Source organism: Streptococcus sp. CCUG 71758 (assembly GCF_011714815.1).
GTDB classification, from domain to species: domain Bacteria; phylum Bacillota; class Bacilli; order Lactobacillales; family Streptococcaceae; genus Streptococcus; species Streptococcus halitosis.
This window is the reverse complement of the sequence record NZ_RXXO01000001.1, coordinates 470,895-497,449: the sequence shown is the minus strand read 5'-3', so window position 1 is coordinate 497,449 and position 26,555 is coordinate 470,895. Positions and strand designations below refer to the sequence as shown.

At 39.3% G+C, this 26,555-nt stretch carries 22 protein-coding genes and 2 pseudogenes; 1 reads left to right on the top strand and 23 read right to left on the bottom strand.

All coding sequences use genetic code 11. The features are described from left to right. Positions 1-279: 279 nt before the first annotated feature. The 12 genes and pseudogenes from EKB01_RS02495 to eno form a co-directional block, all read right to left on the bottom strand. Positions 280-822, bottom strand: coding sequence for a ClbS/DfsB family four-helix bundle protein (locus EKB01_RS02495; protein ID WP_167265583.1), 543 nt, complete (start codon positions 820-822; stop codon positions 280-282). Between the two features lie 122 nt (positions 823-944). After that, complete coding sequence (locus EKB01_RS02490; RefSeq protein WP_167265581.1) at positions 945-1,859, bottom strand: peptidase; 915 nt, start codon at positions 1,857-1,859, stop codon at positions 945-947. A gap of 155 nt (positions 1,860-2,014) precedes the next feature. Beyond that, entirely contained in the window at positions 2,015-2,425 is a 411-nt protein-coding gene (locus tag EKB01_RS02485; RefSeq protein WP_109290040.1) for a hypothetical protein, read from the bottom strand. Next, complete coding sequence (locus EKB01_RS02480; protein ID WP_109290041.1) at positions 2,400-3,311, bottom strand: phosphodiester glycosidase family protein; 912 nt, start codon at positions 3,309-3,311, stop codon at positions 2,400-2,402. The genes EKB01_RS02485 and EKB01_RS02480 overlap by 26 nt, the downstream gene beginning before the upstream one ends. Beyond that, positions 3,308-4,351: a bifunctional glycosyltransferase family 2/GtrA family protein gene (locus EKB01_RS02475; RefSeq protein ID WP_167265579.1), complete on the bottom strand. Its 1,044-nt coding sequence runs from the start codon at positions 4,349-4,351 to the stop codon at positions 3,308-3,310. The genes EKB01_RS02480 and EKB01_RS02475 overlap by 4 nt, the downstream gene beginning before the upstream one ends. A gap of 191 nt (positions 4,352-4,542) precedes the next feature. Then, positions 4,543-5,379 carry an AraC family transcriptional regulator gene (locus EKB01_RS02470; protein WP_045617166.1) on the bottom strand — a complete coding sequence of 279 codons (837 nt, stop codon included), beginning with the start codon at positions 5,377-5,379 and terminating at the stop codon, positions 4,543-4,545. 198 nt (positions 5,380-5,577) lie between these two features. Then, positions 5,578-6,072: a YkgJ family cysteine cluster protein gene (locus EKB01_RS02465; protein WP_000031476.1), complete on the bottom strand. Its 495-nt coding sequence runs from the start codon at positions 6,070-6,072 to the stop codon at positions 5,578-5,580. 288 nt (positions 6,073-6,360) lie between these two features. Further along, positions 6,361-6,546, bottom strand: coding sequence for a hypothetical protein (locus tag EKB01_RS02460; protein WP_109290043.1), 186 nt, complete (start codon positions 6,544-6,546; stop codon positions 6,361-6,363). 2 nt (positions 6,547-6,548) lie between these two features. Continuing rightward, complete coding sequence (locus EKB01_RS02455; RefSeq protein ID WP_109290213.1) at positions 6,549-7,739, bottom strand: hypothetical protein; 1,191 nt, start codon at positions 7,737-7,739, stop codon at positions 6,549-6,551. A 10-nt stretch (positions 7,740-7,749) separates the two neighbouring features. After that, a pseudogene (locus EKB01_RS02450) lies at positions 7,750-8,052 on the bottom strand (helix-turn-helix domain-containing protein). Further along, positions 8,030-8,345, bottom strand: a pseudogene (locus EKB01_RS02445) (type II toxin-antitoxin system RelE/ParE family toxin). Before EKB01_RS02445 ends, EKB01_RS02450 begins: the two co-directional pseudogenes overlap by 23 nt. Before the next feature lie 203 nt (positions 8,346-8,548). After that, positions 8,549-9,853 (bottom strand): surface-displayed alpha-enolase, encoded by a 1,305-nt coding sequence (gene eno / locus EKB01_RS02440; RefSeq protein ID WP_048790537.1) that lies wholly within the window; start codon positions 9,851-9,853, stop codon positions 8,549-8,551. Between the two features lie 164 nt (positions 9,854-10,017). On the opposite strand from eno, the gene EKB01_RS02435 reads away from it, so the two are divergent. Continuing rightward, positions 10,018-10,464, top strand: coding sequence for a DUF1694 domain-containing protein (locus EKB01_RS02435; RefSeq protein ID WP_000131084.1), 447 nt, complete (start codon positions 10,018-10,020; stop codon positions 10,462-10,464). Here EKB01_RS02435 and EKB01_RS02430 read toward each other — a convergent pair. The 11 genes from EKB01_RS02430 to EKB01_RS02380 form a co-directional block, all read right to left on the bottom strand. Beyond that, entirely contained in the window at positions 10,461-11,576 is a 1,116-nt protein-coding gene (locus EKB01_RS02430) for a glycerate kinase (RefSeq protein WP_000706608.1), read from the bottom strand. The genes EKB01_RS02435 and EKB01_RS02430 overlap by 4 nt on opposite strands. Before the next feature lie 9 nt (positions 11,577-11,585). Then, positions 11,586-12,230 (bottom strand): phosphoserine phosphatase SerB, encoded by a 645-nt coding sequence (gene serB, locus EKB01_RS02425; protein WP_167265578.1) that lies wholly within the window; start codon positions 12,228-12,230, stop codon positions 11,586-11,588. A 61-nt stretch (positions 12,231-12,291) separates the two neighbouring features. Then, complete coding sequence (gene glgA, locus EKB01_RS02420; protein ID WP_000697276.1) at positions 12,292-13,725, bottom strand: glycogen synthase GlgA; 1,434 nt, start codon at positions 13,723-13,725, stop codon at positions 12,292-12,294. After that, complete coding sequence (gene glgD / locus EKB01_RS02415) at positions 13,722-14,861, bottom strand: glucose-1-phosphate adenylyltransferase subunit GlgD (protein ID WP_084854310.1); 1,140 nt, start codon at positions 14,859-14,861, stop codon at positions 13,722-13,724. Before glgD ends, glgA begins: the two co-directional genes overlap by 4 nt. Continuing rightward, positions 14,851-15,993, bottom strand: coding sequence for a glucose-1-phosphate adenylyltransferase (locus EKB01_RS02410; protein ID WP_000787257.1), 1,143 nt, complete (start codon positions 15,991-15,993; stop codon positions 14,851-14,853). The genes glgD and EKB01_RS02410 overlap by 11 nt, the downstream gene beginning before the upstream one ends. 158 nt (positions 15,994-16,151) lie before the next feature. Further along, positions 16,152-18,047, bottom strand: a complete 1,896-nt coding sequence (gene glgB / locus EKB01_RS02405; protein ID WP_084873134.1) for a 1,4-alpha-glucan branching protein GlgB — start codon at positions 18,045-18,047, stop codon at positions 16,152-16,154. Between the two features lie 273 nt (positions 18,048-18,320). Next, positions 18,321-19,745 (bottom strand): NADP-dependent glyceraldehyde-3-phosphate dehydrogenase, encoded by a 1,425-nt coding sequence (locus EKB01_RS02400; RefSeq protein ID WP_167265576.1) that lies wholly within the window; start codon positions 19,743-19,745, stop codon positions 18,321-18,323. Positions 19,746-19,942: 197 nt separating this feature from the next. Beyond that, a complete protein-coding gene (gene pulA, locus EKB01_RS02395; RefSeq protein ID WP_167265574.1) occupies positions 19,943-22,228 on the bottom strand; it encodes a type I pullulanase in 2,286 nt (761 codons plus the stop codon). A 156-nt stretch (positions 22,229-22,384) separates the two neighbouring features. Beyond that, the gene (gene ligA / locus EKB01_RS02390) at positions 22,385-24,343 is read right to left on the bottom strand and encodes an NAD-dependent DNA ligase LigA (protein ID WP_084873139.1); all 1,959 of its coding nucleotides are present in this window, start codon (positions 24,341-24,343) and stop codon (positions 22,385-22,387) included. 89 nt (positions 24,344-24,432) lie between these two features. After that, positions 24,433-25,611: an MFS transporter gene (locus tag EKB01_RS02385; protein WP_084873140.1), complete on the bottom strand. Its 1,179-nt coding sequence runs from the start codon at positions 25,609-25,611 to the stop codon at positions 24,433-24,435. 80 nt (positions 25,612-25,691) lie between these two features. Beyond that, positions 25,692-26,555 carry a MutR family transcriptional regulator gene (locus EKB01_RS02380; RefSeq protein WP_167265572.1) on the bottom strand — a complete coding sequence of 288 codons (864 nt, stop codon included), beginning with the start codon at positions 26,553-26,555 and terminating at the stop codon, positions 25,692-25,694.

The following is a 26,555-nucleotide window of genomic DNA, read 5'->3' as shown; positions in this document are numbered from 1 at the left end:
CTATCAACCTATATCAGAAAAAAGCCATTCGAGGCATTTTCTAGTCAAGATTTCTCAGAATCAAGACATTCTAAGCATCGAACAGCTCTATTACTTTAATATCATTGTAATTCTAAACTTAGAATTACATTAAAATAAATGTTTTAGGTCTATTCTAAGTCTATGATAACCTTAAATTTTAATTTTTGAAGGATTCTAAAGCCAGAATAGCTCAAAATCACGAGAATGAAGCTATTCGAAGCTTAGAAGAACCTTTGGTAAATTTCAATAGCACTTCAACTAGCTATTCTTACAATTTCGCTGATGAGCTTTGAGTTTTTTCAGAGCCCAATCATAGTGACTGGAAGTGGCACTCACAAAGTAGGAGCCTAGACTTGTTCCTCCCGTCCACTTATAGACACCTTTTGTGAACAATTCGTCATTGCTGAAGCCTTCCATCAACTCTAAAACCTCTTCATGCGATTGATTGAGGAGTTTGGTTGCTTCTTCTAAGGACGTTCTCTGGTGCATCTTCCAAAAAGCGACATTCATTTCCCCATAAGTTTTCCAATTATAAGGTTCCGGGAGAAAAGGTCTTTCATGACCCTTTTGATTGGAATGTACCCAGGTCAAAAGTAACTGATGCCATTCATAGAGATGGATCAGAACATCTCTTAGATTTTTATCTCTTTTCCAGTGAGCTTCTTTTTTCTTTTGGTCTTTTGAAAAATCAAAAGGAGTCTGTAGTTCCTCTTCACTTAATTTAGATATAAAGTGATTGAGCTTTTCATAGTTTTCCTTAGAGGCTAACACTAATTCTTCTTTCGTTCTTGGTCTAGGCATAGGAGTTCTCCCTTCATTTTTTAGTTGGATATGCTATTTCCTCACTTCATTATACCATAATCAAAAAGCAGTTCTTTACGAAAAACTGCTTTTACTGACTAGTTATTTTATGCTTATAGTCACTACTTTACATATAAACCTCTAAAGCGACGGTCCGCTTCAGCTATCTGATAGAGCAAGTGGGCTAGTTCTTGGTAATCTTCTTTTAAACATGAAAAGTGGGCTTGACCAAATAGAGTAGCCAATTCTTCTTTTAATCTTGCCCCTTCGGGATCATGGTCTTTTAAGAATTTACTGAGATAGAGATTTCGAACAGCAGCAAGTTTAAAGCTGAAATACTGATGCAATTGCTTTTGCTCCGTATTTAAGCCATGTTCAGCAACTGCTTTTGCATAGAATTCCAAGACATTACTTTGTCCATCCAGATATCTGTCCCTCATAATTCTTGCCGTTTCTTGATAGATTTGAGTTTGACTAGGATTCTTGACCTTCTTAAAATTTCCCCACATGGAGTAGGCTCCACGCTTATAGTCAATAGCCTTCGCTTTCCAAGCTTCTAAAATATCATTAAAAGCAACCTTCATACAGGCAAAACCGGCTGGATCATGCAAATAGAGATACTGCCCATCAACAGCATAAACTGTTACAAAGTGATCTACACCATAAAGGATTGTGTTATTGGGATTGTAAGTCAGATGCCCCATATCAAGAGGTCCCAGTACGACAGGCCCATTGGACAGAAAGGTTTCCAACTTTCTTTTAACCTCTTCCAAATCTACTTCTGCTCCATCTTTTACATAGAAATCCTCATAGTCAAACCCTAGTATTTTTAAGGAATGGGTGATGGAAAGATCTGGCATTCCGTTATCAAAGAATACTAGAGGGTGCTGCTCATCTTCCTTTACGATACTAGCACCATTTCCCATCACCATAATTGCCTCTAAAAACTCTGCTTTAAAGTCATAACCATAGGCGTCGAGTGCCATTGCCAATGAATAACTGTAGCAAAGTGACACATCTCCAAAATACATCTGCATATTCTTGCCTCCTTATCTTCTATGGGACTATTATACCGAGAAAACTATTCTCATGCCCCATAAAATCCAAACAAAAAATATGGGTATTTGTAATCTATAGTCATGAACTTCAACAAGAAAACTGGCTGTTTCTCTCAACATCCAGTTTTCAATTTTTAAGCTAATTCTTGACTATTCTTCTTATGAAAGAAAAGCGAGGCGATAGCCAAAATAGCAAATGCTAGGCCAACATACCAGTAAGGTTGGTCTAAGGTCGTTGAACGACCTGATAGATTGACAATACCTCGAAAGAGCATTCCAGCTGTTAGGACTGCAACTGCCGAGTTCCACAAGTTTAGGTTGATTCGTCCTACGTTTGGCATGATTTTCAACAACAATGCCAGAACGATGCCTCCTAGTAGAGGAACTGCAAAGAGATAGTGCATATGAAGCGATGTCTCCCCAAAACTAAAGGACTCGTAGATACGGCTAAATGCAAAGAAGAAAATAGTGAGAAGACTATAACTTACGAGTGTCTTTTTGAGACGTTTGTTTTTGTTTTTAGTAACCGATGTAGACAATATCACTCACCGCCCTTTCTGATATCTTGCTTCCACCTGTAGTCGGTTTATTGATTACCTGACCGTTAAAGTAGAGAGTTGAGGATCCACCACCATCAAGGTTATAGGCTGTCTTCACTCCGTATGATTTCATCACTTCTGCCATCTGGTAAAGTGATAAGCCTTTGCTTTCAGAGGTACGACCATCCGAAACGACGATGATGTAGTGATTTTCATCGATAATCCCGATAGCTGTACGAGGATTCGAGGACATGGCCTGACCGACTTCTGTATTGGTATCAACAGATATTTCTCCATTCTCAACTAGAGACGGACCAAATGCCAGTAGATTGACGACACCGTCCTGAACCAACTGATCGGCTGAAACTTGGTCCTCGTAGATGATTTTAAAGGAGCCGTCCTTGTAAATAGCAAGGTCACCGTTACTAGTATCTTCACGGACACTGTCCCGATATACAACTCCATTACGGATAACATAACCAGAGCTATTGGCTCCATAGTAGTCACCGTTGACAGCTAAAATAGCATTGTTTTCAGCAGCTGTCACAGAGGTTTTAGCCGTGACATTGGTGCCATAGGAGTTTTGAGCTAGGGCTGTTTTTAGATAATCCGATGAACTGAGGGTTATATCTGCCACATAGACCTGCGTTTCATTCACAGTCTTTTCAGTGAGGGTGACACTGATATTTCCATCTGAATAGCTAGTATCCGTCACTTGAGCATTTTTTGCTGCCTGACTTGCTGCTGCGGTGTTAGAGATTGAGCCGGTATTAGATACAGTGGAAATCGTTTCAGCGAGTACAAAGGTCTTCAACATCGAATAGGTAAAGGAGCTTGTCAGGAGCAAGCCCAAGACCGAGGCGTATAGATAGGGTTTCTTAAAAACTTTCATAATGGGCTACAAGTCCTTTCTTTGAAAATATAGAGAGTTTGAACTGTCCAAGAGAGAATAAAGAGCATGATTCCGACAAGTATCTTCGCAATCAGCAAATTGACTCCAAGACCTGAATTAAAGAGGCGAATCAGGACGGTGTCTAAGATAAAGAGGCCAACTGCTAGTCCGAAATAGCCTGATCCTGTTTTAAAACTGCTCGCCTTGTTCTTGAAGATCAATTTTTTGTTGGTAGAAAAGTTAAATACAGAACTAGTCACACGTGCCAAACCATTTGAGAGAAGGACACGCAAACCTGTCGGAATAAAGCTCAAGCATAGAATAGAGAGAGCGTAGACCACATAATCTACGATAAAACTACTAAAAGACGAGAGCGCAAACTTTAAAATATTTTTATAAATCATCAAACCATCTCGAATAGGTCTGAAGTGAGAAGCTTGGTTGTCGTTGATATAGACCGTTTCAATTGGAACTTCTAAGATTGGGTAGGCTTGGCTTGCTTCTAGGAGCATATTCATCTCGTATTCATACCGTTGTCCTTCTATCTTGAGCATAAAAGGAATCAGATCCGTTGAAAAGGCACGTAATCCTGTCTGTGTGTCGGATACAGCAACACCTGTTTGCAGTTTAAACAAGATACGAGTCAAGCTATTTCCAAAGCGACTACGCAAGGGAACCTTACCAGTAAAGGCACGAACACCAAGAACAAGTGTATTAGGATTTTCATTTGATTTGGTCAAGCTACGAAAAATGTCCCAGATCCTGTGCTGTCCATCTGCGTCTGCTGTAACCACGGTTCCTGGTTTATTGAGAGACTGAATGTACTCAAAAGCTGTTTTCAGAGCTTGACCTTTTCCTTGATTGCCCTGGTGGTGAAGCACCGTCGCAAAGTCCTCCGCTCGAGCAAAAATGTCTTGGCATTCTGCCGAACTTCCATCATCAATGACAATGATGTAAAAATTGCTCCTATGGTGAATCTTTTCAATCAATTTAATAAGATTGTAGTCAGGTTCGTAAGCTGGGATAACTAGATAATTCATATTTACACCTCTTTCTTTGATGATTGGAAAAGTATACAAGTAAATGCTTAAAAATTCCTTATACTTAAATTTAAGTAAAATCAGATTTATTGTTATTCTTAGAAAATTCCAAATTCAAACAAAGAAAAGCTCTGTAAAAGCTATCTTCTACAGAGTTCGATTTGCATCTTTATAAAAAATCAGAAAATGATCTAGTTCTTAATCACCGGAATCCAGAGTTCCATTTGATAGTCAGGTGACGACATGTCACCTTCAGTATAGACTTCGAAATCTGGCGCTCCTGAGTGGCGATATCCTGTTTCAGGGAAAAAGACCTCCAAGACATATTTCCAAGCATTGTGAATGCTAGCTGGTACTGAACCTTTGACTGGGACGATAGCATATTCAGCCACTGGGATATCTTTGATTGATAGACCTAGCTCTTCTGCTTTGACTTTATCCGTCACATCATAAGCAGCCATATAGTTGATGATTTCGCCTTCTTTGACATCAGAGCAGAGACCAAAGGATTGGCCACTACCCAGACTTTCTAGATTTTCAAAGCTGTGTTTCTCATAGAGTTGTTCCCAAGCAGATGGGCATTGGCTATTGTCAATAGCTTCCAATAGGACACCTGCCACGGTAAATGAAGGCTTCTTTTGAATCTTGATATCCATAGTCTTTCCTCCTGTGATTTTTAAGGATAATTGAAGTCTAGGAAAGACCCGATAAGGTTTTCCATTTCGAACTTCTGAGGGAGTTGCCCCATGGAATTTCTTGAAGGCTGAGCTAAAAGCATCCGCAGAGTCATAGCCATATTTCAGTGCTATGTCAATGACTTTCTCAGAGCCTTCTCGCAAGTCTGTCACAGCTTCTGATAACCTGCGATTGCGCAAGTATTCTGCTAATGTCATATCTGCCAGGATAGAAAATAGCCTGCTAAAGAGCGGGTAAGAATAGCCCGATAGCTGCTGAAATCTTTTCATATCCACTTCGCCAGTCAGCTGCTGCTCCAAATAATCCATGGTTTGATTGAATTGATGCATCATATTCTTTTTCACCTCATAAAAGATACTAAGGCCGTTAAAAACAAAGTGAAAATTGGAAAATTGACGGAGGGGCTCCTGCTCCGAGAAAATTTCATCTTTTTCACACAGCTTTAGGCCATGTTCAATTCTATCTATATTCTAACAAATACAAGATACTTCCACCCTAGAATCTTTGTACAAGATTTAAAGGTGTAAAATCTATAACTTATCTTTTAATTTCTCAACAAAGAGATAGGCTGCTGGGCAGGTCAAGGTATTCTTAATCGTCAAATGGTTGATTTGATGGATCTTTTTCCGGTCTGTATGGGGAAATTCACGGCAAGCCTTGGGACGAACGTCATAGATGGAACAGAGATTATCTCCTCCTAGAAAGGGGCAAGGCATGGATTTGAAAACCTTGTCCCCGTCTTCATCTACCTGTAAAAACTCTGCTTCAAAGGCTGGTAATTTCATCTTAAAGTACTTAGCGATACGGGTGATATCTGCTTCTTTAAAGTCGGGCCCCAAAGTCTTGCAACAGTTAGCACAGGCGGTGCAATCAATCTCAGCAAAGACTTCTTGGTGAATCTGCTGCGCAATCTTGTCTAGATTTTTTGGTGGCTTTTTCTTTAGGTTAGCTAACACTTTGCGGTGCTCTTTCTGCTTTTGCAAGGCTAGTTGATGGTAATACTCAATATCAATCTCTTTAGACATAATTTCTTTCTAATTCAAGTGTTTTTGTCTATTATACCATAAACACTGCCCCCTTTTTGCCCCCTGAATAGAAAAAAAGCCCTTCGGAAAAAATCCGAGGGGCTAGAAATGTTGTTAAATCAACGATTATTTATTAAGGTTATCTTCCTATTATTTAGAGTATCAAACTACACTTGTTTTTAATCTTCCTTTTAACTAATAAACCAAGTAGAAAAGGATGCGATACTTTTAAAGGGTAAAAAATAAGGTAATAAAATTGACAAATTCAGCAAGCAAGGATAGTACCCATCACAAGGTGCTATTTTTTGGCAATGACGTACTAACTTTTGATTGATGAGTTTTATTAGTAGGTATTTCTTTCATTTCTCGATATAAATCAATAAAACTTTTTCCAACATTATTTTTAGAACTTACTGTATTTATTTTTGTATTGATCATTTTTTTATTATCAAATGAATGTTTGAAGAAATCCATGATTAATTCTCCTTTCTCATCCTATAATCAATATTCTTTTCAATATCAAAATAGTATTTTCTATCAATCCAAACAGGACCCTCTCCTTTAGAAATAGCAAGTACATCTACTGGGCCTCCAACTGTTTCAAGAGTATTGACAATTTTTCTTTTAAACGAAGTTAATTCAATAAATGTTTTAGCTGTACTAGCCATTTCATTAAGTGGCTGCATTCCAATCAAATCTATTATAGGATTAATATAATAGCTTTGTTGTATAAATGATATATTTTCAAATATTTTCTCAATTTCATCACCTAATCCCCTCTTTTCCATAACAGATGATATTTGTTCTGCTATAAATACATTTAGGTTAGGATCTATACCATTCATAATTGTTTCAACCATCTCTGACTGTGCAAAGGGGATTATATGACAATTTTTATGATGATTTATTTCGCTTTCATTAATAACTCTCCAAATTAATCGCTGCGAAAAAATTCCATTCAGCTCAATTTGCCTAATGGAAGGAAAAATCTCTTTACTCCCATAACCTGCAATAACTAGTCCAGTGACGTTTGATGAGTCATATCCAATGAATATTGCTTTATATAAAGATTTAGAAATAATCTCAACCTCACTGGGTGTATGTGGAAAAGTTTGAAAAAAATCTTCTACAATTTCCTTGATTATATCTAATTCAGCATCAAAAAATTCTAAACCATCTTCTATTTTTATTTCAGAAATTTCTAATTTAAAATTAGTAATACTATCTAGTAAGATATTATTAAAATCATCTTGGGATATTGTTTCACCATTAGAAACTCTAGAATCTGCTGTTTCTTGTGCTTCAAACGCAATTTTGTCCAAAATACTTTTTGTACTTCTGACAAGATAATTTATTAATAACTCCTCAACTTGAAGGTGTTTAAAAGAAATTAAGAATCTTATTAATTCATCAACATATTGAGCAGTATTTTCTAAGGTATTTTTTCCAATAGTATTCTTAAACTCATTTAGGATTACTTCCCAAGGAATTTCCATAAATGAGGCATTTCCGTATATCATGATTCCAATAGAATGTTCTTTCGACAAGGTGAACAACTTTCGAGCACTATTAAAAACCTTTGAATTTTTTCCATCCGATAAGGTTACAGCACTATCAGAAGCTAATACAACACCATTTTTATTTAATATTCCAATTTCTGCAGTCAAAAATAGCACCTCACCTTTCTAAACTTGCTCGTGTTCTAAACAGCACAACAGCCAATATTTTACCAAGACTTGCAAACACTTTTAAAACAGTATCAAGTTGTGAGCTAGTCTTACCAGTTTCCATTCTTGCAATATCTATTTGGCTTACTCCGCTAAGCTCCTCTAGTTTCCTCTGACTAATACTATTTTCATTTCTATCCTCGATAAGTTTGCTCATGATATCCATACGCATATCACTTTCTAAATCCTCTTCTTTGCTAAGAAGCTTAGCTCTAACATCTTTCTAGTTACTACTGTTTGTACCACTTTTCATTATCTAACCAATTCTTTTAAATCTTTTAATTCATGCTTCTTAGCTTGTTCAATTTCTTTCCTTGGGATCTTTTGTGTCTTTTTCATAAAATGGTGCAATAAAACTACCACTAATCCAAGCTATAAGTAAAAAACTATCCCTTAGTTATTTTGAATCGCAAATTCACTCATATAAATATTCAATATATAGGTCACCTGCACGTGTTCAATGTTAACTAACAATTCGATATCATCATGTATTTTATTGAGTTTCATTCTACTATCTTTCCCATTTTTACTAGCAAGTTCTCTCATATGCTCTAAAACCGGTTCAATGCTATTTTTATCCTAGTAAAAATAGATAATATGTACCTTTTCACCTATTTCTAAAAACAATTATATGCTAAAAATTTTTATTTGTAAATACTTTCAAGTTATCAAAATATAAAAAGCACTAAGGGAAAGCGCCCCAAAGTGCTTAATATCAAGGCTTTACGCCATCTAATCTAGAAATTAGATTATTTCTTAAGGTTGTAGAATGATTTCAATCCACGGTATTCAGCTACTTCACCAAGTTGGTCTTCGATACGAAGCAATTGGTTGTATTTAGCGATACGGTCTGTACGTGAAAGTGAACCAGTCTTGATTTGTCCTGCGTTTGTTGCAACTGCGATGTCAGCGATTGTTGAATCTTCAGTTTCACCTGAACGGTGTGATACAACGGCAGTGTAACCAGCTTCTTTCGCCATTTCGATAGCATCGAATGTTTCAGTAAGAGTACCAATTTGGTTAACTTTGATAAGGATAGAGTTAGCACATTTTTCTTCGATACCACGTGAAAGGTAGTCAGTGTTTGTTACGAAGAAGTCGTCACCAATCAATTGAACTTTACCACCAAGACGTTCAGTAAGAGCTTTCCAACCGTCCCAGTCGTTTTCGTCCATACCATCTTCGATAGTGATGATTGGGTATTTGTTTACCAATTCTTCAAGGTAGTCGATTTGTTCAGCAGCAGTGCGGACAGCAGCTCCTTCACCTTCGAATTTAGTGTAATCGTAAACTTTGCGTTCTTTATCGTAGAATTCTGATGATGCACAGTCAATTCCGATAAATACGTCTTTACCTGGAACATAACCAGCAGCTTCGATAGCAGCGATGATAGTTTCTACACCATCTTCAGTTCCGTCGAAACGAGGAGCAAATCCACCTTCGTCACCAACGGCTGTTTCAAGACCACGACCTTTAAGGATTTTCTTAAGAGCGTGGAAGATTTCAGCACCCCAACGAAGAGCTTCTTTGAATGTAGGTGCACCAGCAGGTACGATCTTGAATTCTTGGAAAGCGATTGGAGCATCTGAGTGAGATCCACCATTGATGATGTTCATCATTGGAGTTGGAAGAACTTTAGTGTTGAATCCACCAAGGTAGCTGTAAAGTGGGATTTCAAGGTAGTCAGCAGCAGCACGAGCTACAGCGATAGACACACCAAGGATTGCGTTTGCTCCCAATTTACCTTTGTTAGGAGTACCGTCAAGAGCGATCATTGCGCGGTCAATACCTTGTTGATCACGTACGTCGAATCCGATGATGTGTTCAGCAATAACGTTGTTTACATTATCAACTGCTTTTTGAGTACCAAGACCACCGTAACGAGATTTGTCACCGTCGCGAAGTTCTACAGCTTCGTGTTCACCAGTAGAAGCTCCTGATGGAACCATACCACGTCCGAAAGCACCTGATTCAGTATAAACTTCTACTTCAAGTGTTGGGTTACCGCGTGAGTCTAGGACTTCGCGAGCGTAAACATCAGTAATAATTGACATTTCTTACTCTCCTTATTGAGTTATATTTTTTACTCCTCTATGATACCTTAAATACACGCCTTTTTCAAGGAAAAACGTTATCTTTGTGCAAATTTTCCTTAACTTTATAAAGTAATCGCTTTCTTTAGTCTGTTTTCTCACAGCTTTTGTGATATACTAATTTTATGACAGATTTATCAAAACAACTACTAGAAAAGGCTCATGGTGGGCCAAAATTAAACCCGGATGAGCAACGTCGTTTTCTCGGCACTTTCGAGGAAAGAGTTCTAGGCTATGCGGATGTTGAGACAGCCAATAGCCTTCAGCTACAAAAGGGGTTTTTAACGATTTTGGAACATTTTCAAGAAAAGACAGAGACTCTTTTTGTGAAGATTTCGCCAAATATTGAGTTTGACAAACAAGTATTCTACTTAAAGGAAGCTAAGAAAACCAATAGTCAAGCTACGATTGTATCAGAGAATCATACTTCTTCTCCTTTAGGCTTAGTTATCCATTCGAACGAACCTGTTCAAATAGAAGAAAAAGACCTTAGACTTGCTTTTTCAAGCCTCTGGGAAGAGAAAAAGACAGAAACTCCTAAAAAATCAATCTGGAAAAAATGGTTAGGCTAATCCCTCCTCATATTTAATAAATGACCGATATTAGTAGCTGTATGCTCCAAATAGAGACTTGCATTTTTCAGACTGTCTTCCAAAGGTTCACTTTTTTCTAAAATAGAAAAGGCTGCTTGTATATTTTCGAATGGTAGGGAAGGTAAATCCTCGGAAAGACTACCACAAATAGCGATAACTGGAACTCCTTCAGGAGTTCTTTTTGCTACACCAATAGGAGCTTTTCCAACAAAGCTTTGACTGTCCAGTCTGCCTTCTCCAACGATAACCAAGTCGGCCCCTGTAACCTTCTTGTCAAAGTCAATCAAATCTAAGCAAGTGTCAATCCCAGATACGATAGTGGCCTCAGCAAAAGCACATAGCCCAGCAGCAATCCCACCGCCGGCTCCTGCTCCTTTAAGAGAGAGGGTTGATGGTGAAAATTTTTCATAGAACCGCTGTATAGCCAAATCTACTGTTTCAAACAAAGCAGGATCCAAGCCCTTTTGTTTTCCAAATGTATAAGTTGCCCCTCGATGACCACATAGAGGGCTCACGACATCTGCTAAAATGCGAATTTTTACATCTTCAGGAATCCTATACAACTTGCTATTTGAAACTAACTCGAACTCAAGCAAAGTCTGACCACAAGCTGGCAATTCTTTTCCATTCTTATCATAAAAGTGATACCCTAAACCAGCAGCAATACCTATTCCACCGTCATTACTAGCCGTACCACCAACTCCGATATAGATTTCTTTCATCCCTTGATCAACGAGATGACGAATCAACTCTCCGATACCTCTGGTTTGGATGTGGAGAGGGTTTCGTTTCTCCTGCGGAATCTTTCCTAAACCAACCAAGTCAGCAACTTCAAAGAGCACTATTTGGGCTTTTTGAAAGTAGCGCATGGATTCTTTTTGGCCAAAAGGTCCTGTCACTTGGAACCATTTTTCTTCTAGTTCAAGAGAATGTCGGATAGCGTCTACAGTTCCTTCCCCACCATCACCTACAGGGCAAAGCAGACATTCTACATCTGCTATCGATTTTTGGAATCCTCTTTTCATAGCTTGAGCGACCTCTTCTGCCGTCAAATTTTCTTTAAAAGAATCGGGTACGATTACAATTTTCATAGTTCCCTCTCATTCTAAGAAATCAATCAAAGGTAGAACTTCCAAAAAATCCCTCGTATCTATATGACAAGCTATCTCTGTTTTTACGACCTCTTTGGCACAAAATGCAATACCACGTCCTGCTGACTTTAACATCAAGAGGTCATTGGCACCATCACCGATAGCAATCGTTCTTTCTTTGGGAATTTCTAATTCCATTCTCCATTTCTCAAGAGTAGCTTGTTTCACTTGACCTGTTACAATTTCACCAACTAATCGTCCTGTTAAAAAGCCGTCTTTGACTTCTAACTGGTTGGCGGTGAAATAGGAAATACCTAGGTACTTTGCTAGTCTCTCAACAATCGGACTAAATCCACCTGAAACGAGACCAACTAGAATGTCATTCTTTTGGAGAATGGAAATAAATTCCTGAGCATTTTGGGAAAGATGAATAGATTTGGAAACTGTATCAAAAACTGAAATGGGTAGACCTTTTAACAAAGCGACTCTTTCTCGCAAACTCCTTTCAAAGTCTAGATCTCCTCGCATTGCTTGATACGTAATCTCTGAAATTTCTGCTTCACAACCTGCTTCTCTTCCTAAAAGATCAATCACCTCTTCTGCTATCAAGGTGCCATCAACATCCATGACACACAAGCCTTTTACTTGAGACATCAGTTCTCCTCTTTTCTAAACAGCCCAAAAATCGTATGAAAGAATCATACGATTTTATCTATTAGTTGACTAAACTATGGTACAAGTCCAGGTAAGATTTGCAGGCTGTATCCCATGAGAAATCGCATTCCATAGCTTGTTTTTGTAGATTTTTCCAAACGTCCGGCTGGTACTTATAAACATCCAAGGCTGTTTGGAAACTCCAGTTAAGCCAGTAAGGTGTTAAATTGTCAAAGCTAAATCCAGTACCAGTTCCTTCGATTGGATTGAAGGATTGAACCGTATCACGCAAGCCACCCACTTCATGAACCAATGGTAGAGTTCCATAGCGCATAGCCATCATTTGTGACAAGCCACATGGTTCAAAACGACTTGGCATGAGGAAGAGGTCACAAGCTGCATAAATTTCTTGAGCGAGCTTGACGTCAAAAGTGATATTTGCTGATAGTTTGTCAGGATAGACTTGCGCAAACCAGGAGAAGGAATGTTCAAAAGCCGGGTCACCTGTTCCTAAAAGGACTATTTGAACGTCCTCTTGTAAGAAACGATGCAAGCTCTCTACAACAACATCAAAGCCTTTTTGACGGGTCAAACGAGAGACAATCCCAACTAGAGGAACATCTGCTCGGACAGGTAACCCAACTCTCTCTTGCAATTTTGCTTTATTTTGTGCTTTTCCAGACAAATCTTCCTTATCAAAATGATAATCTAAAAGTGGGTCTGTTTGAGGATTATAAAGATCTGCGTCAATACCATTGACAATACCTGAAACCTTACCTGACTCCATCCGAAGAATCTGGTCCAAACCGCAGCCGAACTGACTGGTCATAATCTCGTGCGCATAGCTAGGAGATACGGTTGAGACACGATCTGCGTAGAGAATCCCTGCTTTCATCCAGTTGAGACAATCATTCCAGCGAAGGGTGCCATCAGCATAGCGTTCAAAGCCGACACCGAACAAATCCCACAACATTCCTTCAGAAAATTGACCTTGGAATTCCAAATTATGAATAGTTAAAACTGTTCTGATTCCTTGATATGCTTGAATCCAATGATACTTTTCTTTCAACAAGAAGGGAATCATGGCTGTGTGGTAATCATGAACATGGAGAAGGTCAGGAATAAAGCCGATGCGTTCCATGGCTTCAAGAGCAGCCAGTTGGAAAAAGGCAAAGCGTTCACCATCGTCAAAATCACCGTACACATGGCCACGGAAGAAATAATATTGATTATCAATGAAGTAGAAGGTAACCCCATTCAAGACCGTTTTCTTAATACCACAGTACTGTCTACGCCATCCTACACTAACTTCAAAGTGGAGAACATCCTCTATCTGGTCGCCGAACTTAGCTTCTACCATATCATAATAAGGCAAGAAAACTGCAACTTCGTGCCCCGCTTTTACAAGTGATTTAGGAAGTGCGCCAATGACATCGCCCAAACCACCTGTTTTTGAAAAGGGTGCTCCTTCTGCTGCTACAAATAAAATTTTCATGAATAAATGTCCTCTGTTACTGTTTCACCCTTCTTCACTACAACTGGATGTTCTGCCGTTCCTCGAATGACAACACCGTCCGCAACTTCAACGCCCTTGTCCAAGATAGCATATTCAACTTGGGCACCCTCACCAATCACAACTCTAGGAAATAGAATGCTGTCCTTCACCACACTATCTTTGTGAACATAAATGTTACGAGATAGGACTGACTGAACTACTTCACCCTCAATGATACTACCAGAAGCAAACTGAGAAGTACTTACTTTTGAAGTATTCGCATAGTAGGTTGGTTCTTCATTCTTAACCTTGGTATAAATCTTTTGGTTAGGTGAGAAGAGAGAGTAGAATTTTTGAGACTCCAACATATCAATATTGGCTTGATAATAGGATTTAACGGAGTGAATATTGGCTAGATAGCCCGTGTATTCGTAAGCAAAAGCACCTTCTTTTACAGCTAAATCGCGGAGTACATAGCGTAATTTTTCTGGATATTCTTTTTGAACTTCTTCTTCAAGTCGTTCAATCAACCACGGAGTATCAACGACGAATATATCTGTAGACATGTTGAAAAGTTCATCTGTTGATTTGGCATCAAAAAGTTTATGAGAAAGAACATGGTCTGTTTCATCCACTTCCAAGATGGCATTAACATCTGAAATATCCTTTTTAGGTAATTTCTTATAAACAACTGTAATCGGACGACCGGCAGTAGTATGTAAATGGAATACTTGATTGAGGTCAATATTCACCACGATATCACAGTTAAGTGCAACCGTCTGATTTGATCCTGAACGTTTCAAATAAGTGAGAAGCTGTTGGTAATATTCTTTCCCAACTGTGCTACTTTCAACACTCGTATTATAAATACCTAGATAGTAGTGGCTGAGAAGGGTAGATAAGCCCCACTCACGTCCTGAACGAATGTGGTCAAAGACTGAACTGATATTGTCTTGTTGGAAAATTCCAAAGACACTACGAACACCAGCATTTGCAAGGCTAGAAAGAGGGAAATCAATTAAACGATATTTTGCTCCAAATGGCAAGCTAGCCACCGGACGGTGTTCTGTTAACGTTGACATATCATGAAAACCAACTGTGTTTCCTAAAATGGCTGAATATTTATCAATCTTCATCTGATGCTACCCCCACTACTTCATTGTATCCTACTACTTGTACTTCGTCTGTTCCATCAATTTCGACACCTTCAGAAATAACAGCACCCTCACCAATAATGGCACGTTTAATTTTTGCACCTTTTCCGATAATGGCACCACTCATGATTACAGAGTCTACTACTTCAGCACCCTCACGTACTTGCGCTTCTGTTGAGAGAATAGAATGCTTAACAGTTCCATCCACGAGACAGCCATCCACAACTAAAGAATCTTCTACATGAGCGTGTTTTCCAATAAAGTTTGGTGGTGAAATCAAGTTCCGTGAGTAGATTTTCCACTGACGATCACGACTATCCAAAGCGTTGTTTGGATCAATGTATTCCATATTGGCTTCCCATAGAGACTCGATAGTACCAACGTCTTTCCAGTAGCCTTTGAATTCATAAGCATAGACGCTTTCTCCAGACTCAAGGTAATTTGGAATAACGTTTTTACCAAAGTCTGACATATCTACCTTGTTCTTTTCAGCAGCAACAAGCATATTGCGGAGACGTTTCCAATCAAAAATATAAATCCCCATTGAAGCCTTTGTAGACTTAGGTTGAGCAGGTTTTTCTTCAAATTCAACGATACGGTTATTGGCATCTGTATTCATGATACCAAAACGGCTAGCTTCCTTTAGAGGTACGTCTAGAACAGCTACAGTCAGACTGGCATTGTTATCCTTATGTGATTGGAGCATATCATCGTAGTCCATCTTGTAGATATGGTCACCAGAAAGGATCAAAACATACTCAGGATTAATACTATCAATGTAGTCGATATTTTGGTAGATAGCGTGACTGGTCCCTTCAAACCAACGGTTTCCCTCACTCGCAGAGTAGGGTTGAAGGATAGAAACACCTGTGTTAATACCATCTAGTCCCCAGCTAGAACCATTCCCAATATGGTTGTTCAAAGCAAGAGGTTGGTACTGCGTAATAACACCAACATTATGAATCCCAGAGTTTGCACAGTTGGAAAGAGCAAAGTCAATGATACGGTAGCGCCCACCGAATTGCACCGCCGGTTTGGCAATGCTTTGAGTGAGTTTTCCGAGACGTGTTCCTTGCCCACCCGCAAGGATCAAAGCTAGCATTTCATTCTTCATTTTCTACTCCTTTATAAAGACATGTGAACGTTAAAATCGAAAGAAGGTCGGAAGTCAAACTTTTTATAAAAATAATAGGAAATCCATTTCTCTTGTGTTTCAAGTCCAATACAAGTACATCCGTTTTTAAAATATTAAAAATTGTAATCAACAGCCTGCTATTCTTTTTTCTTAGCTGGTTTCAAACGACGCTTGATCTTCCAAATGCTTGCTCCCATAGCAGGCAAGGTGAAGGTCAAAGTCTGCTCGTAATCTTTCCATAAGCCTTCTTGAGTCTGAACTGTTTGATTGTGTTCTTTCCACACACCTCCCCATTCTTCTAATTCTGTATTCCAAACTTCTTCGTAAATACCTGCAACAGGTAACCCAATCGTAAAGTCTTTACGTTCAACTGGTGCCATATTAAAGACACAGACTAACATTTCGTCCTTCTTTCCCTTACGAATAAAGGAGAGAACACTCTGGTCTCTATTATCCGCATCAATGATTTCAATGCCGTCATAACTAGTATCAATTTCCCAAAGACAGCGATGTTCTTTATAGAATTGATTCAGTTGAGAAGTGAAATGCTTCATCTTCGCATTCATTGGATCTTCTAGATTAGACCATTCCAACTGCTCCTCAGACTTCCACTCTAAGAATTGCCCGTACTCACTGCCCATAAAGAGCAATTTCTTACCTGGGTGGCAAATTTGATAGGTGTAAAGATTGCGCAAACCGGCAAATTGGTTATAGCGATCTCCCCACATCTTATGCATCATACTCTTCTTGCCATGAACCACTTCATCATGTGAGAAAGGTAGGAGATAGTTTTCATTGAAAACATACATAAAGCTGAAAGTCACAAGATTAAAGTCATACTTGCGGTAAATCGGATCTTCCTCGTAGAAACGGAGAATATCATTCATCCAGCCCATATTCCATTTATAGTCAAATCCAAGGCCACCCATTTCTTTCATACCAGTAATCTTTGTCGCTGATGAACTTTCTTCTGCAATCATCATGATATCTGGATGAGCTAACTTAATCACTGTGTTCAACCGTTGAAGGAAATAATAACCTTCGTAGTTAAGGTTTCCACCATCTTTGTTTGGAGTCCAAGGAGCATTATCATAATCTAGATACAGCATATTGCTCACTGCATCAACCCGAATACCATCTAAGTGGTAAAAATCAATCCAGAATTTAATACTTGAAATCAAGAAAGACTGGACCTCATTTTTTCCGAGGTCAAAATTCAGAGCACCCCAACCATAGTTATGAGCCTTGTTGTGATCTTGGTATTCAAAAGTTGGTGTACCGTCATAATATGCCAAGGCATCATCATTAATAGTAAAATGACCTGGAACCCAGTCTACGATAACACCGATATTATTTATATGACACTCTTCAACGAAATCCTGGAATTCCTCAGGTCTACCATAGGAATGTTCAAAAGCAAAGTAACCCATAAGCTGATAGCCCCAGCTCAATCCAAGTGGGTGAGCCATTAAAGGCATGAACTCAATATGTGTATAGTTCATCTCAACTAAGTATGGAATCAACTCTTCCTTCAGCTGTGAAAAACTATAGGGACTACCATCTAGATTTCTCTTCCAAGATCCTGCATGGACCTCATATATATTAACCGGTCGATCGAAAAATCCCAGACGTTTGCGACGCGCTAGCCAAAGTCCATCTTTCCATTTCTTTTCACGGATATTGGTCAGAACTGCTCCTGTACCCGGTCTAGCTTCAAAATAAACTGCCAACGGATCAATCTTCATAATCTGGTGACCATTTGCACGCGTAATATGATATTTATAAATCTGACCTTCCTGAGCTTGAGTCGTAAAGACTTCCCAAACACCTGCTTCATTACGAACCATGGGAATCTGATTCTCAACCCAATCAGTAAAATCTCCAACTAGATGAACTGCTTGTGCATTTGGGGCCCAAACCCTAAAAGTATAACCAATTTCTCCGTTTTTCTCCTCTCTATGTGCTCCTAAATAATGCTGGAGGTGAAAGTTTTCACCTGTAGTAAAGGTTCTTAATGCTTCTTGATTATTCATCCAATCCCCTTTCTCTTTGTAAGCGTTTTCTATATTTTCATTATACACTCTTTTAAGATAACTTTCAAGTAATTTACGAAGAAAATCATATTTTTTTATGAAAGTCTTCAAAAAATTACCGAGCATTTTAAAAATGATATATCCTGAAATAGAACACGAAACAATTTCCATATATTTTTTTATTATAATACCAAAACATTCGTTTTTTATCAATTTTCTACTGTATTTTTTTGAAAAAATAAAACCAGGAAGTTATTTTCCTGATTTTATAGATTATTTCACATCAAAAACAATGGATTTAACATTTGTCATCGCTTCGATACTATATTTAATTCCTTGTACTCCTGCACCAGAACCTTTTATACCAAGGAATGGGAAATTATCTGGTCCACGTTGTGTTTTATTATTAATATGAACGGTTCCCACTTCAAGTTTTTCAGCAATTTCAAACGCCTTCTTGAAGTCATTTGTAAAGACAGAGGATTGAAGACCAAACTCAGATTCATTGGCAATTGCTACTGCTTCATTCGCATCTGCGACACGGATAATTGGGAGAACAGGTCCAAACGGTTCTTCCCAGGCTACTTTCATATCTCTTGTAACTTGGTCAAAAAGCACTGGCCAGAGAAGATTGCCTTCACGCTTGATTGGTGTAAGAGCCTTAGCACCTTTTTCTTGTGCATCTTCGATCAATCCCCAGATGAAATCAGCTGAAGCATTGTCAATAACAGGTGTGATATCAGCATTGTCAAATGGATCACCGACTGTTAGCTTAGCGACTTTAGCCTGGAGCAATTCGGCTAACTTGTCTGCTACGCTTTCTACAACTAAGACACGTTTAATAGCGGTACAACGCTGACCAGAGTAGCTAAATGCACCACTCACGATTTGATTGGCTGCATTCTCTAAATCTGCATCTTCTAAAACGATTGCTGCATCTTTCCCACCAAGTTCAAGCATAATCGGGCGCATACCAGCTAAACGACCAATACGCTCACCAATCGGTGTTGAACCCGTAAAGTTAATGAAGTTGACTTCCTTGTGTTCAATGATGTAGTCTCCGATCTCAGAACCTCGTCCAGTGATGGTATTGAAGACACCTGCTGGGATTCCTGCTTCGTCAAATGCTTTAGCTAGCAAGAGACCAGAAATAGATCCTTGCGTTGGTGGCTTAAACATAACAACATTCCCTGCAATCAAAGCCGGAGCAATCTTGGATCCAGAAAGGTTGACTGGGTAGTTAAATGGCGCGATAGCTAAGACAACTCCAACTGGCTCACGACGGACAACGGCTAGTTTGTTTTTACTTGCAGCTTCAAAACCGCCACCTTCCATTGCTTGTCCAGTAATACGGAGACCTTCCTTAGCAGCAAAACGGATCAAATCTGCTGTACGTACTACTTCTCCAATGGCTGCTTTAATCCCTTTTGCAACCTCTTTGGCAAGAATTGTACCAATTTTTTCTTTATCACGTTCCAAAATATCTGCTGTCTTATGTAAATAGGCTGCACGCTCAACGGGTGCTAAATCACGCCATGCTGGGAGAGCTGCACGCGCAGCTTTCATAGCCTCATCTACTTCAGACTGACTCATAGCGGGTACTGTACCTAGTTTTTCTTGATTGATAGGAGAATAGATCGTAATCTTGTTCTCTGATGATTTCCATTTTCCATTCACTAAATTCTGATAATTTGTCAAATTCTCTTCCTCCTGAAAATGATTAAAACTTATTTTATCAAATTTTCAGAAAATTACAACCCTTTTTGTGAAAATATTGATATTTTTTTCACAAACTTGATTCTTCAAATTATTTGAATTTTATTCCTATTAGATATTGGTTTTTCAATAAAAATCAAAAAAGGTCTAGTTAATCTAAACCTTTTCAGAACATTAATTTACGAGAGTACTTTTAAGACTACGACACTGGTATCATCAATCACATTTGATTCTTTAGAACGACTATTAGACACCAGCATTTCAAGATTTCCTGCATTCTCAAAGTAGAAGGAAGTCCCTTTCGCATTAAAGACTACCAATAAGTGCTCTGGTCCACCGTGAATTTCGTAAACAATCCACCCACTATTTTCAGCAGCTGTATGGACGAAGACATGGCGATAGACCTCATCATATGTAGGATAAGAGAAGGCGCTGGTCTGTGTTTTTAGGCGAATAATCTGACGGATAAAGTTAATGCTCTCTTGTCTCTCATTGATTAAATCCCAGTTGACCTGGTTGACACTATCTGGAGCATTGTAACTATTCATGGCACGTTCTCTATCTGCCGCAGTCAGCTCCCCGTTTTCACCAGTAGCAAGGAGTTTAGTGCGGCCAAATTCTTGCCCCATCTCTATAAAGGACATTCCTTGCATGAGAATGCTCATCGCTGTTGCCGTCTCAACCTGACGCATAATCTTATCTGAACTGTGATTTGGATGAAGGGTCACCAATAAATCATGCAAGTTGTAATTATCATGGGCCTCCACATAGTTAAGGACTTGGTTTGGGCTAAGATATGAGCCCAACTCTCGACTACCAAGAATAGCTTTGGCTACGATTGGTTCTGTAGCTGCACCACTAACAAACCCTGCCTTGATGGAGCCATAAACTTCTCCTCCTTTGATGGCATCACGCTGATCATCATTGAAGAATCCAATATTTGGCATCTGGTAGGCATTGTCCTTCTTGGCCTTGTCATAAGGCGCAAGACCGGTCCCCATATCCCAACCTTCTCCATAAGTGAGAATACGAGGATCAACTTCATCAAGTGCCCAACGAATCGCCTGCATGGTTTTGACATCGTGAATTCCCATCAAGTCAAAACGGAAACCGTCAATATTGTATTCTTTCACCCAATAAAGGAGTGAGTCAATCATATACTTGCGGTACATTTCGTGTTCGCTTGCGGTTTCATTTCCAACACCTGTTCCGTTTTGGAAGGTTCCATCTGGATTCATACGATAGTAATAATCAGGAACAGTTGTTTGGAAAGGTGCATCAACTGTTGAGAAGGTATGGTTGTAAACGACATCCATAATGACACCGATTCCTGCATCATGATAAGCCTGAATCATGGCTTTGAGATCTCGAATAACCTGTCCTGGATCATCTGGATTGCTAGAGAAACTTGGTTCTGGCGCATTGTAGTTTTGAGGGTCATAACCCCAGTTATAGGTTACATTCCCGTCCTCGTCGTATTCCTTATGGCGATCAAAGATTGGTTGGAGCTGAACATAATTACAGCCAAGTTCTTTGATATAGTCAAAGGCAGTTGCTTGACCATACTGGTTAACTGTTCCAGTCTGGGCAGCCCCAAGGAAGGTCCCTCGAAGGTTTTCTGGAACTCCAGATGTCGGTGATTTTGTAAAATCGCGAATGTGCATCTCACAGATAACGGCTTTACATGGGTTTTCCAAACGCCAAGGAGCGTCTGTCCCATGTTTGACTTCGAACCCTTCTACCTGTCTATCTTGCTGAGAAAGGATGACTGAACGTTTTCCGTCAGGGCTTGTAGCGATAGTGTATGGGTCGCGTGTCAAGGTCTGGTGGTGCGGAAACTCAATCTGATACTGATAGGCTTTACCTGCAAGATTTTCATCCAGGTCTACACTCCAAACACCAATGGTATTGTACTTATGACTATATGAATAGCTATTCCCACGCTCAAGATTAAAGGTTTTCCAAATCGGCGCGTCGTTACTTGTATTTTCATAAACGACTACCTGGACTGCTGTAGCTGTTGGAGCCCAGAGTTTAAAGCTTGTTTGGTAGTCTGAGATACTATAACCTAACTCTCCTTGGTATCCCCAATGATGATCAAAACTTTCACTGTGAAAGGCTTTATCAAAAGCAAACGGGTTTCGATCTTTATAGCAAGGACTTGCAATGGCTGGATTTTCAGAATAATAAACTGTCTCATCACCATCCAAAATCCAAACCTCAGTCAACAGTGGATAATGGTTAAACCGTAGGAGATAGTCTTTTGTCTTTCCATCGTTTTCGACAGAAAAGGTCAGAGTATCGAGCCTTTCTGCACTTGTAACTGTAAAGGAGAATTTTGCTCCAAAATAGTCATTTTCATAATACAAATTTTCTTTAATATCCGCCTGTTTTCTACTGAATGAACAAGCGGCATAATCCTCATTTTTTCGGTGAAAATGGATGACTACAGGGTAACTATACATTTCTTTTCCTAATTTCTAATTTCAATTTAAATTTTTTATGTGGTGCTGAAGAATTTAACAGGAAATTCAGCACAATAGAGAATAGTTTTAATAGATATAAAAACACATCAGGAGAGATAGTTCCAGACTATCTAGCATCTAGTTTTCAACTATTCTTTACAAACTTTCTAGCCAGGCCTCATCTCGAACCTCGATACCAAGTTCTTGCGCTTTTTGGAACTTGCTTCCTGCATCTGCTCCTGCTACGACAAGATTCGTTTTCTTAGAAACACTGCCTGTTACCTTGGCACCCAGACTTTCGAGTTTACTTTTGGCTTCAGAGCGCGTGAGGCGTTCCAATTTCCCCGTTAGCACAACAGTCAAACCTGACAAGGCCGCATCTGCCACTAGTGTCTGCCCTTTGTAGTCCAAATTGACTCCAGCTTCTTTCAACTCGTCTAAGAGAATCTTCGACCCTTCTGTAGCAAAATAAGTCTGAAGACTTTGAGCAATCACACTACCCAAACTTTCAATACTTGCTACTTCCTCAGGATCAGCTTGGGCTAGATTTTCAATAGAGTGGAAATGTTGGAGCAAGAGTTGGCTAGCCTTGCTTCCGACATGGCGAATTCCCAGACCAAACAAGAGCTTTTCAGCAGAGTTTTCCTTGGATGATTGAATGGCTTGATACAGTTTAGAAGCAGACTTTTCCTTGACGCCTTCTAAAAGGAGGAAATTGTCTTCTTTCAAACGATAAATATCCGCCACATCCTTTACTAGATTGGCAGCAAAAAGCTTTTCAACGATAGATGGACCAAGTCCTGTAATATTCATGGCATCACGAGAAGCAAAGTGAATCAGACCTTCCATGATTTGAGCAGGACAGCGAGGATTGATACAACGAAGAGCCACTTCATCTTCAAAATGAAGCAATTTACTGTCACAACTTGGACAATTAGTCGGAATATCTAGTTTTTCTTCAGAAACACGCTTGGACGCTACCACACGCAAAACAGCAGGAATGATGTCCCCCGCCTTATAAACGATAACTGTATCATCTTTGCGGATATCCTTTTCAGCAATATAATCTACATTGTGCAGTGTTGCACGGCTAACAGTTGTCCCAGCAAGCTGAACAGGTGTTAGATTGGCAGTTGGAGTCACAACACCCGTACGACCTACTGTCCAGTCAACTGAAAGGAGCTGGGCTTCTTTTTCTTCAGCAGGAAATTTATAGGCGACTGCCCACTTAGGCGCTTTAACAGTAAAACCGAGCTCTTCTTGACCTGCTAGGTCATTGACCTTGATCACCACTCCATCAATGTCATAAGGTAAATTATCCCGTTCTTGTCCAACTTCTTGGATGAAATCCCATATCTCATCTATGCTTTCAGCCAGAATTCGTTTAGGATTAACTACAAATCCAAGCTGTTCAAGATGCTCCAAGACTTTTTCTTGGCTATCACGAGTAGAAAGGCTAGCTTCTTGATAGAGGAAAGTGGCAAGATTGCGCTTGGCTACTACTGCTGTATCCAGCTGACGCAAGGTTCCCGCTGCCGCATTACGAGGATTGGCAAATTCAGGCTCCCCATTTTCTTGGCGAGCTTGGTTGACCTGATCAAACGAAGCGCGTGGCATATAACACTCTCCACGAACGGTGATATCTAGTTCTTCTGGCAAGGTCAAAGGAATGTCCTTGACACGCTTGAGGTTCTCTGTGATATTCTCTCCAATAGAACCATCCCCACGTGTCGCACCGACAACCAAAATCCCCTTTTCATACGTGAGCGAGATAGATAAACCATCGATTTTCAGCTCACAGATATAGATTGGATGGGGTAATTCCTTTCGAACACGCGCATCAAAAGCTTCTAACTCTTCACGTGAAAAAGCATCCTGCAAACTATAAAGAGGATACTGATGACTGTATTTTTCAAAACCATCTAAAACCTTACCACCAACACGATGGGTCGGACTGTCCGCTAAAACTTGATCTGGATAGGCAGCTTCCAACTCGACTAACTCTCGGTAGAGACGATCATACTCGCTATCTGACACCGAGGGATTGTCACTCGTATAGTACTCGGTCGCATAGCGGTTGAGCAAGGCAACTAACTCATTCATTCTTTCATTCATAAAACTATTCTACCATAAATCAAGCCCTCCTCACAATAGAGAAGGGCTGAAAAATGGATTGTAGTGTAATATTTTCTAAAAAAGAGAAATTATAACTCTTTTTCAAAATGACTTCTCACATAAACGAGTGATAGACAAGACAGGATGACAACCCCACTTCCAATTATCAGAAAAGAAGAAAGATGTACGCTTGGCAGCACCGTCATAAAGCCTTTTGCAATTGGCATAAATAGAATTGCTAAAGTAAAAATTGTACTTAGCACTCTCCCCAAGTATTCTCCCTCAACCTTGGTTTGAACCTGAGTAAAAAAATGAATATTAAAAATTGTCATAAACAGTTCACAAACTAAATTTCCAGAAAAGGAAAGAAAAGTTGGCAGTGGTAACCCCATCATAAAAACTCCTACTCCAGTCAAAGCCAATAGAATCAAAAGATTATAAACATTTGCCTTTATTTTACTGGCTAGAAGAGCTCCCACAATGGAACCAATTGCGCCCATAGTCAAAATACTTGCATAAGCTCCTTCTGCCCCATAAAGCCGATTTGAAAAGGGGAGGAGAAATTCAAAAGCAGCAAAAAAGAAATTAACACTGGAAGCTACTAATAAAAGAAAGAAAATCTCTTTCTGATGCCAAATATAGTGTAGTCCAGCTTTCATATCAACAAAGATGTCTTTCCAACTAAAACTCTTTTTCTCATGTACTTGGATTTCTTTTTGGGGAAGGAGAGCCACTAGACCAAACGCGATGAAAAAACTAATGGCATCTAAGACAAGTGTCATATGGAGGCTGGCGAATTGTAAAACGATGAAGGAGAGTACAGGAGAACTTACAGCAACAACCTGCAAGACTAACTCTAAACGAGCATTATAGTTCACAATCTCGTCTTTCTCAACAACCTCAGTTATAATGGCTTTATTGGCTGTACGAGAAAATGCAAAGGCAATCGCCTGAACAATATTGGCAAAAATCAAGGCGGCAATCATCAAGCTATCCTTTCTGATGAAAGAAATCGCTAAACAGAGAATGCCGCAAATCAAGTCAGTTGTCATTAAAATTTTGCGACGCGAAAAGCGATCTGAAATCACTCCACCAAAGGGATTGACTAAAATAGATGTAACCAACTCAGAAATTTGATAAATCCCAAGAACAGTCTGCCCTATCGTTCCCATTGATGCCAACCAAACACTATTTCCATAATCATAGAGCATATTTCCTATTTTATTAATAGCCCCACGACTAATCAACTGGATTGCATGCCGATTCATATAAAAAGCTCCTCTCAAATTTTGAAACTATTGTATCAAAACTGAAAGGAGTCTATTCGTTTTTCCCTTATTTGGGAAAATTAAGCATTTACAAATTTTTCATAATGTTCCTGATAGTAAGCCACTTGCTCTGGAAGTCCAAGCACATCAAAAATATGCATGGATTCCTGCATCTGACAACAACCCTCTTCTTTCAAGTCTCTCTGGTAGAGGGCAAAACCCTTTAGATAATGAAAGATATTGCGCTCATAAAGCTTGATACCATTTCCAATCAACTTCTCCACATAGCCCTCAAAATAGTCCGCATCCGCAAAGGAACGGTTTTCCAAACAATGCTGGTAACAGTTAAGAGCTAAAATCAAAACGAGTTTTCGATGGCGACCAATTTCTTTGTAGTACTCTTCTCGCTCCATGACTTCTCTGCCAATCCGAGCCACATAGTCCACATTGTAGAAAGTATAGAGATTTCCGAAAAGAATCAACTCATACATAGTCCATTCTTCTGTTTGAAAAAGATAATCTGCTACCTTTTCCAAATCTCTCTGCCTCATCGTGTAATGAGCATCCCTTTGACAAATCAGACCTTGTAGCAAAATCCAATTCAGCTCAAAATAGAGGGGATTGGTCGAACCCTTAGCTTTCTGTAGTTGTTCTTTTTGAAGCTGTTGAAAACCTGCAATATCATTTGAGTAGTAAAGCGGAATAATCTTTGCCATTAAGGCAACGTGTTCATGATTTTGAAAATCCCTAGCCTTATCCATAAAATTTTCAACAGTCACATGAATATTATCCAAAATCTCAAAGAAACGGGAAACTGCTAGATCAGACTCACCAAGCTCGAAACGAGATAACTGAGAAGTCGAGCAAGAATCGCCCGCTGCTTCCTTTAAAGAGTACTTTCCACTAGTTCGAAAGTCACGAAATACCTTTCCAAGATGTTCCAT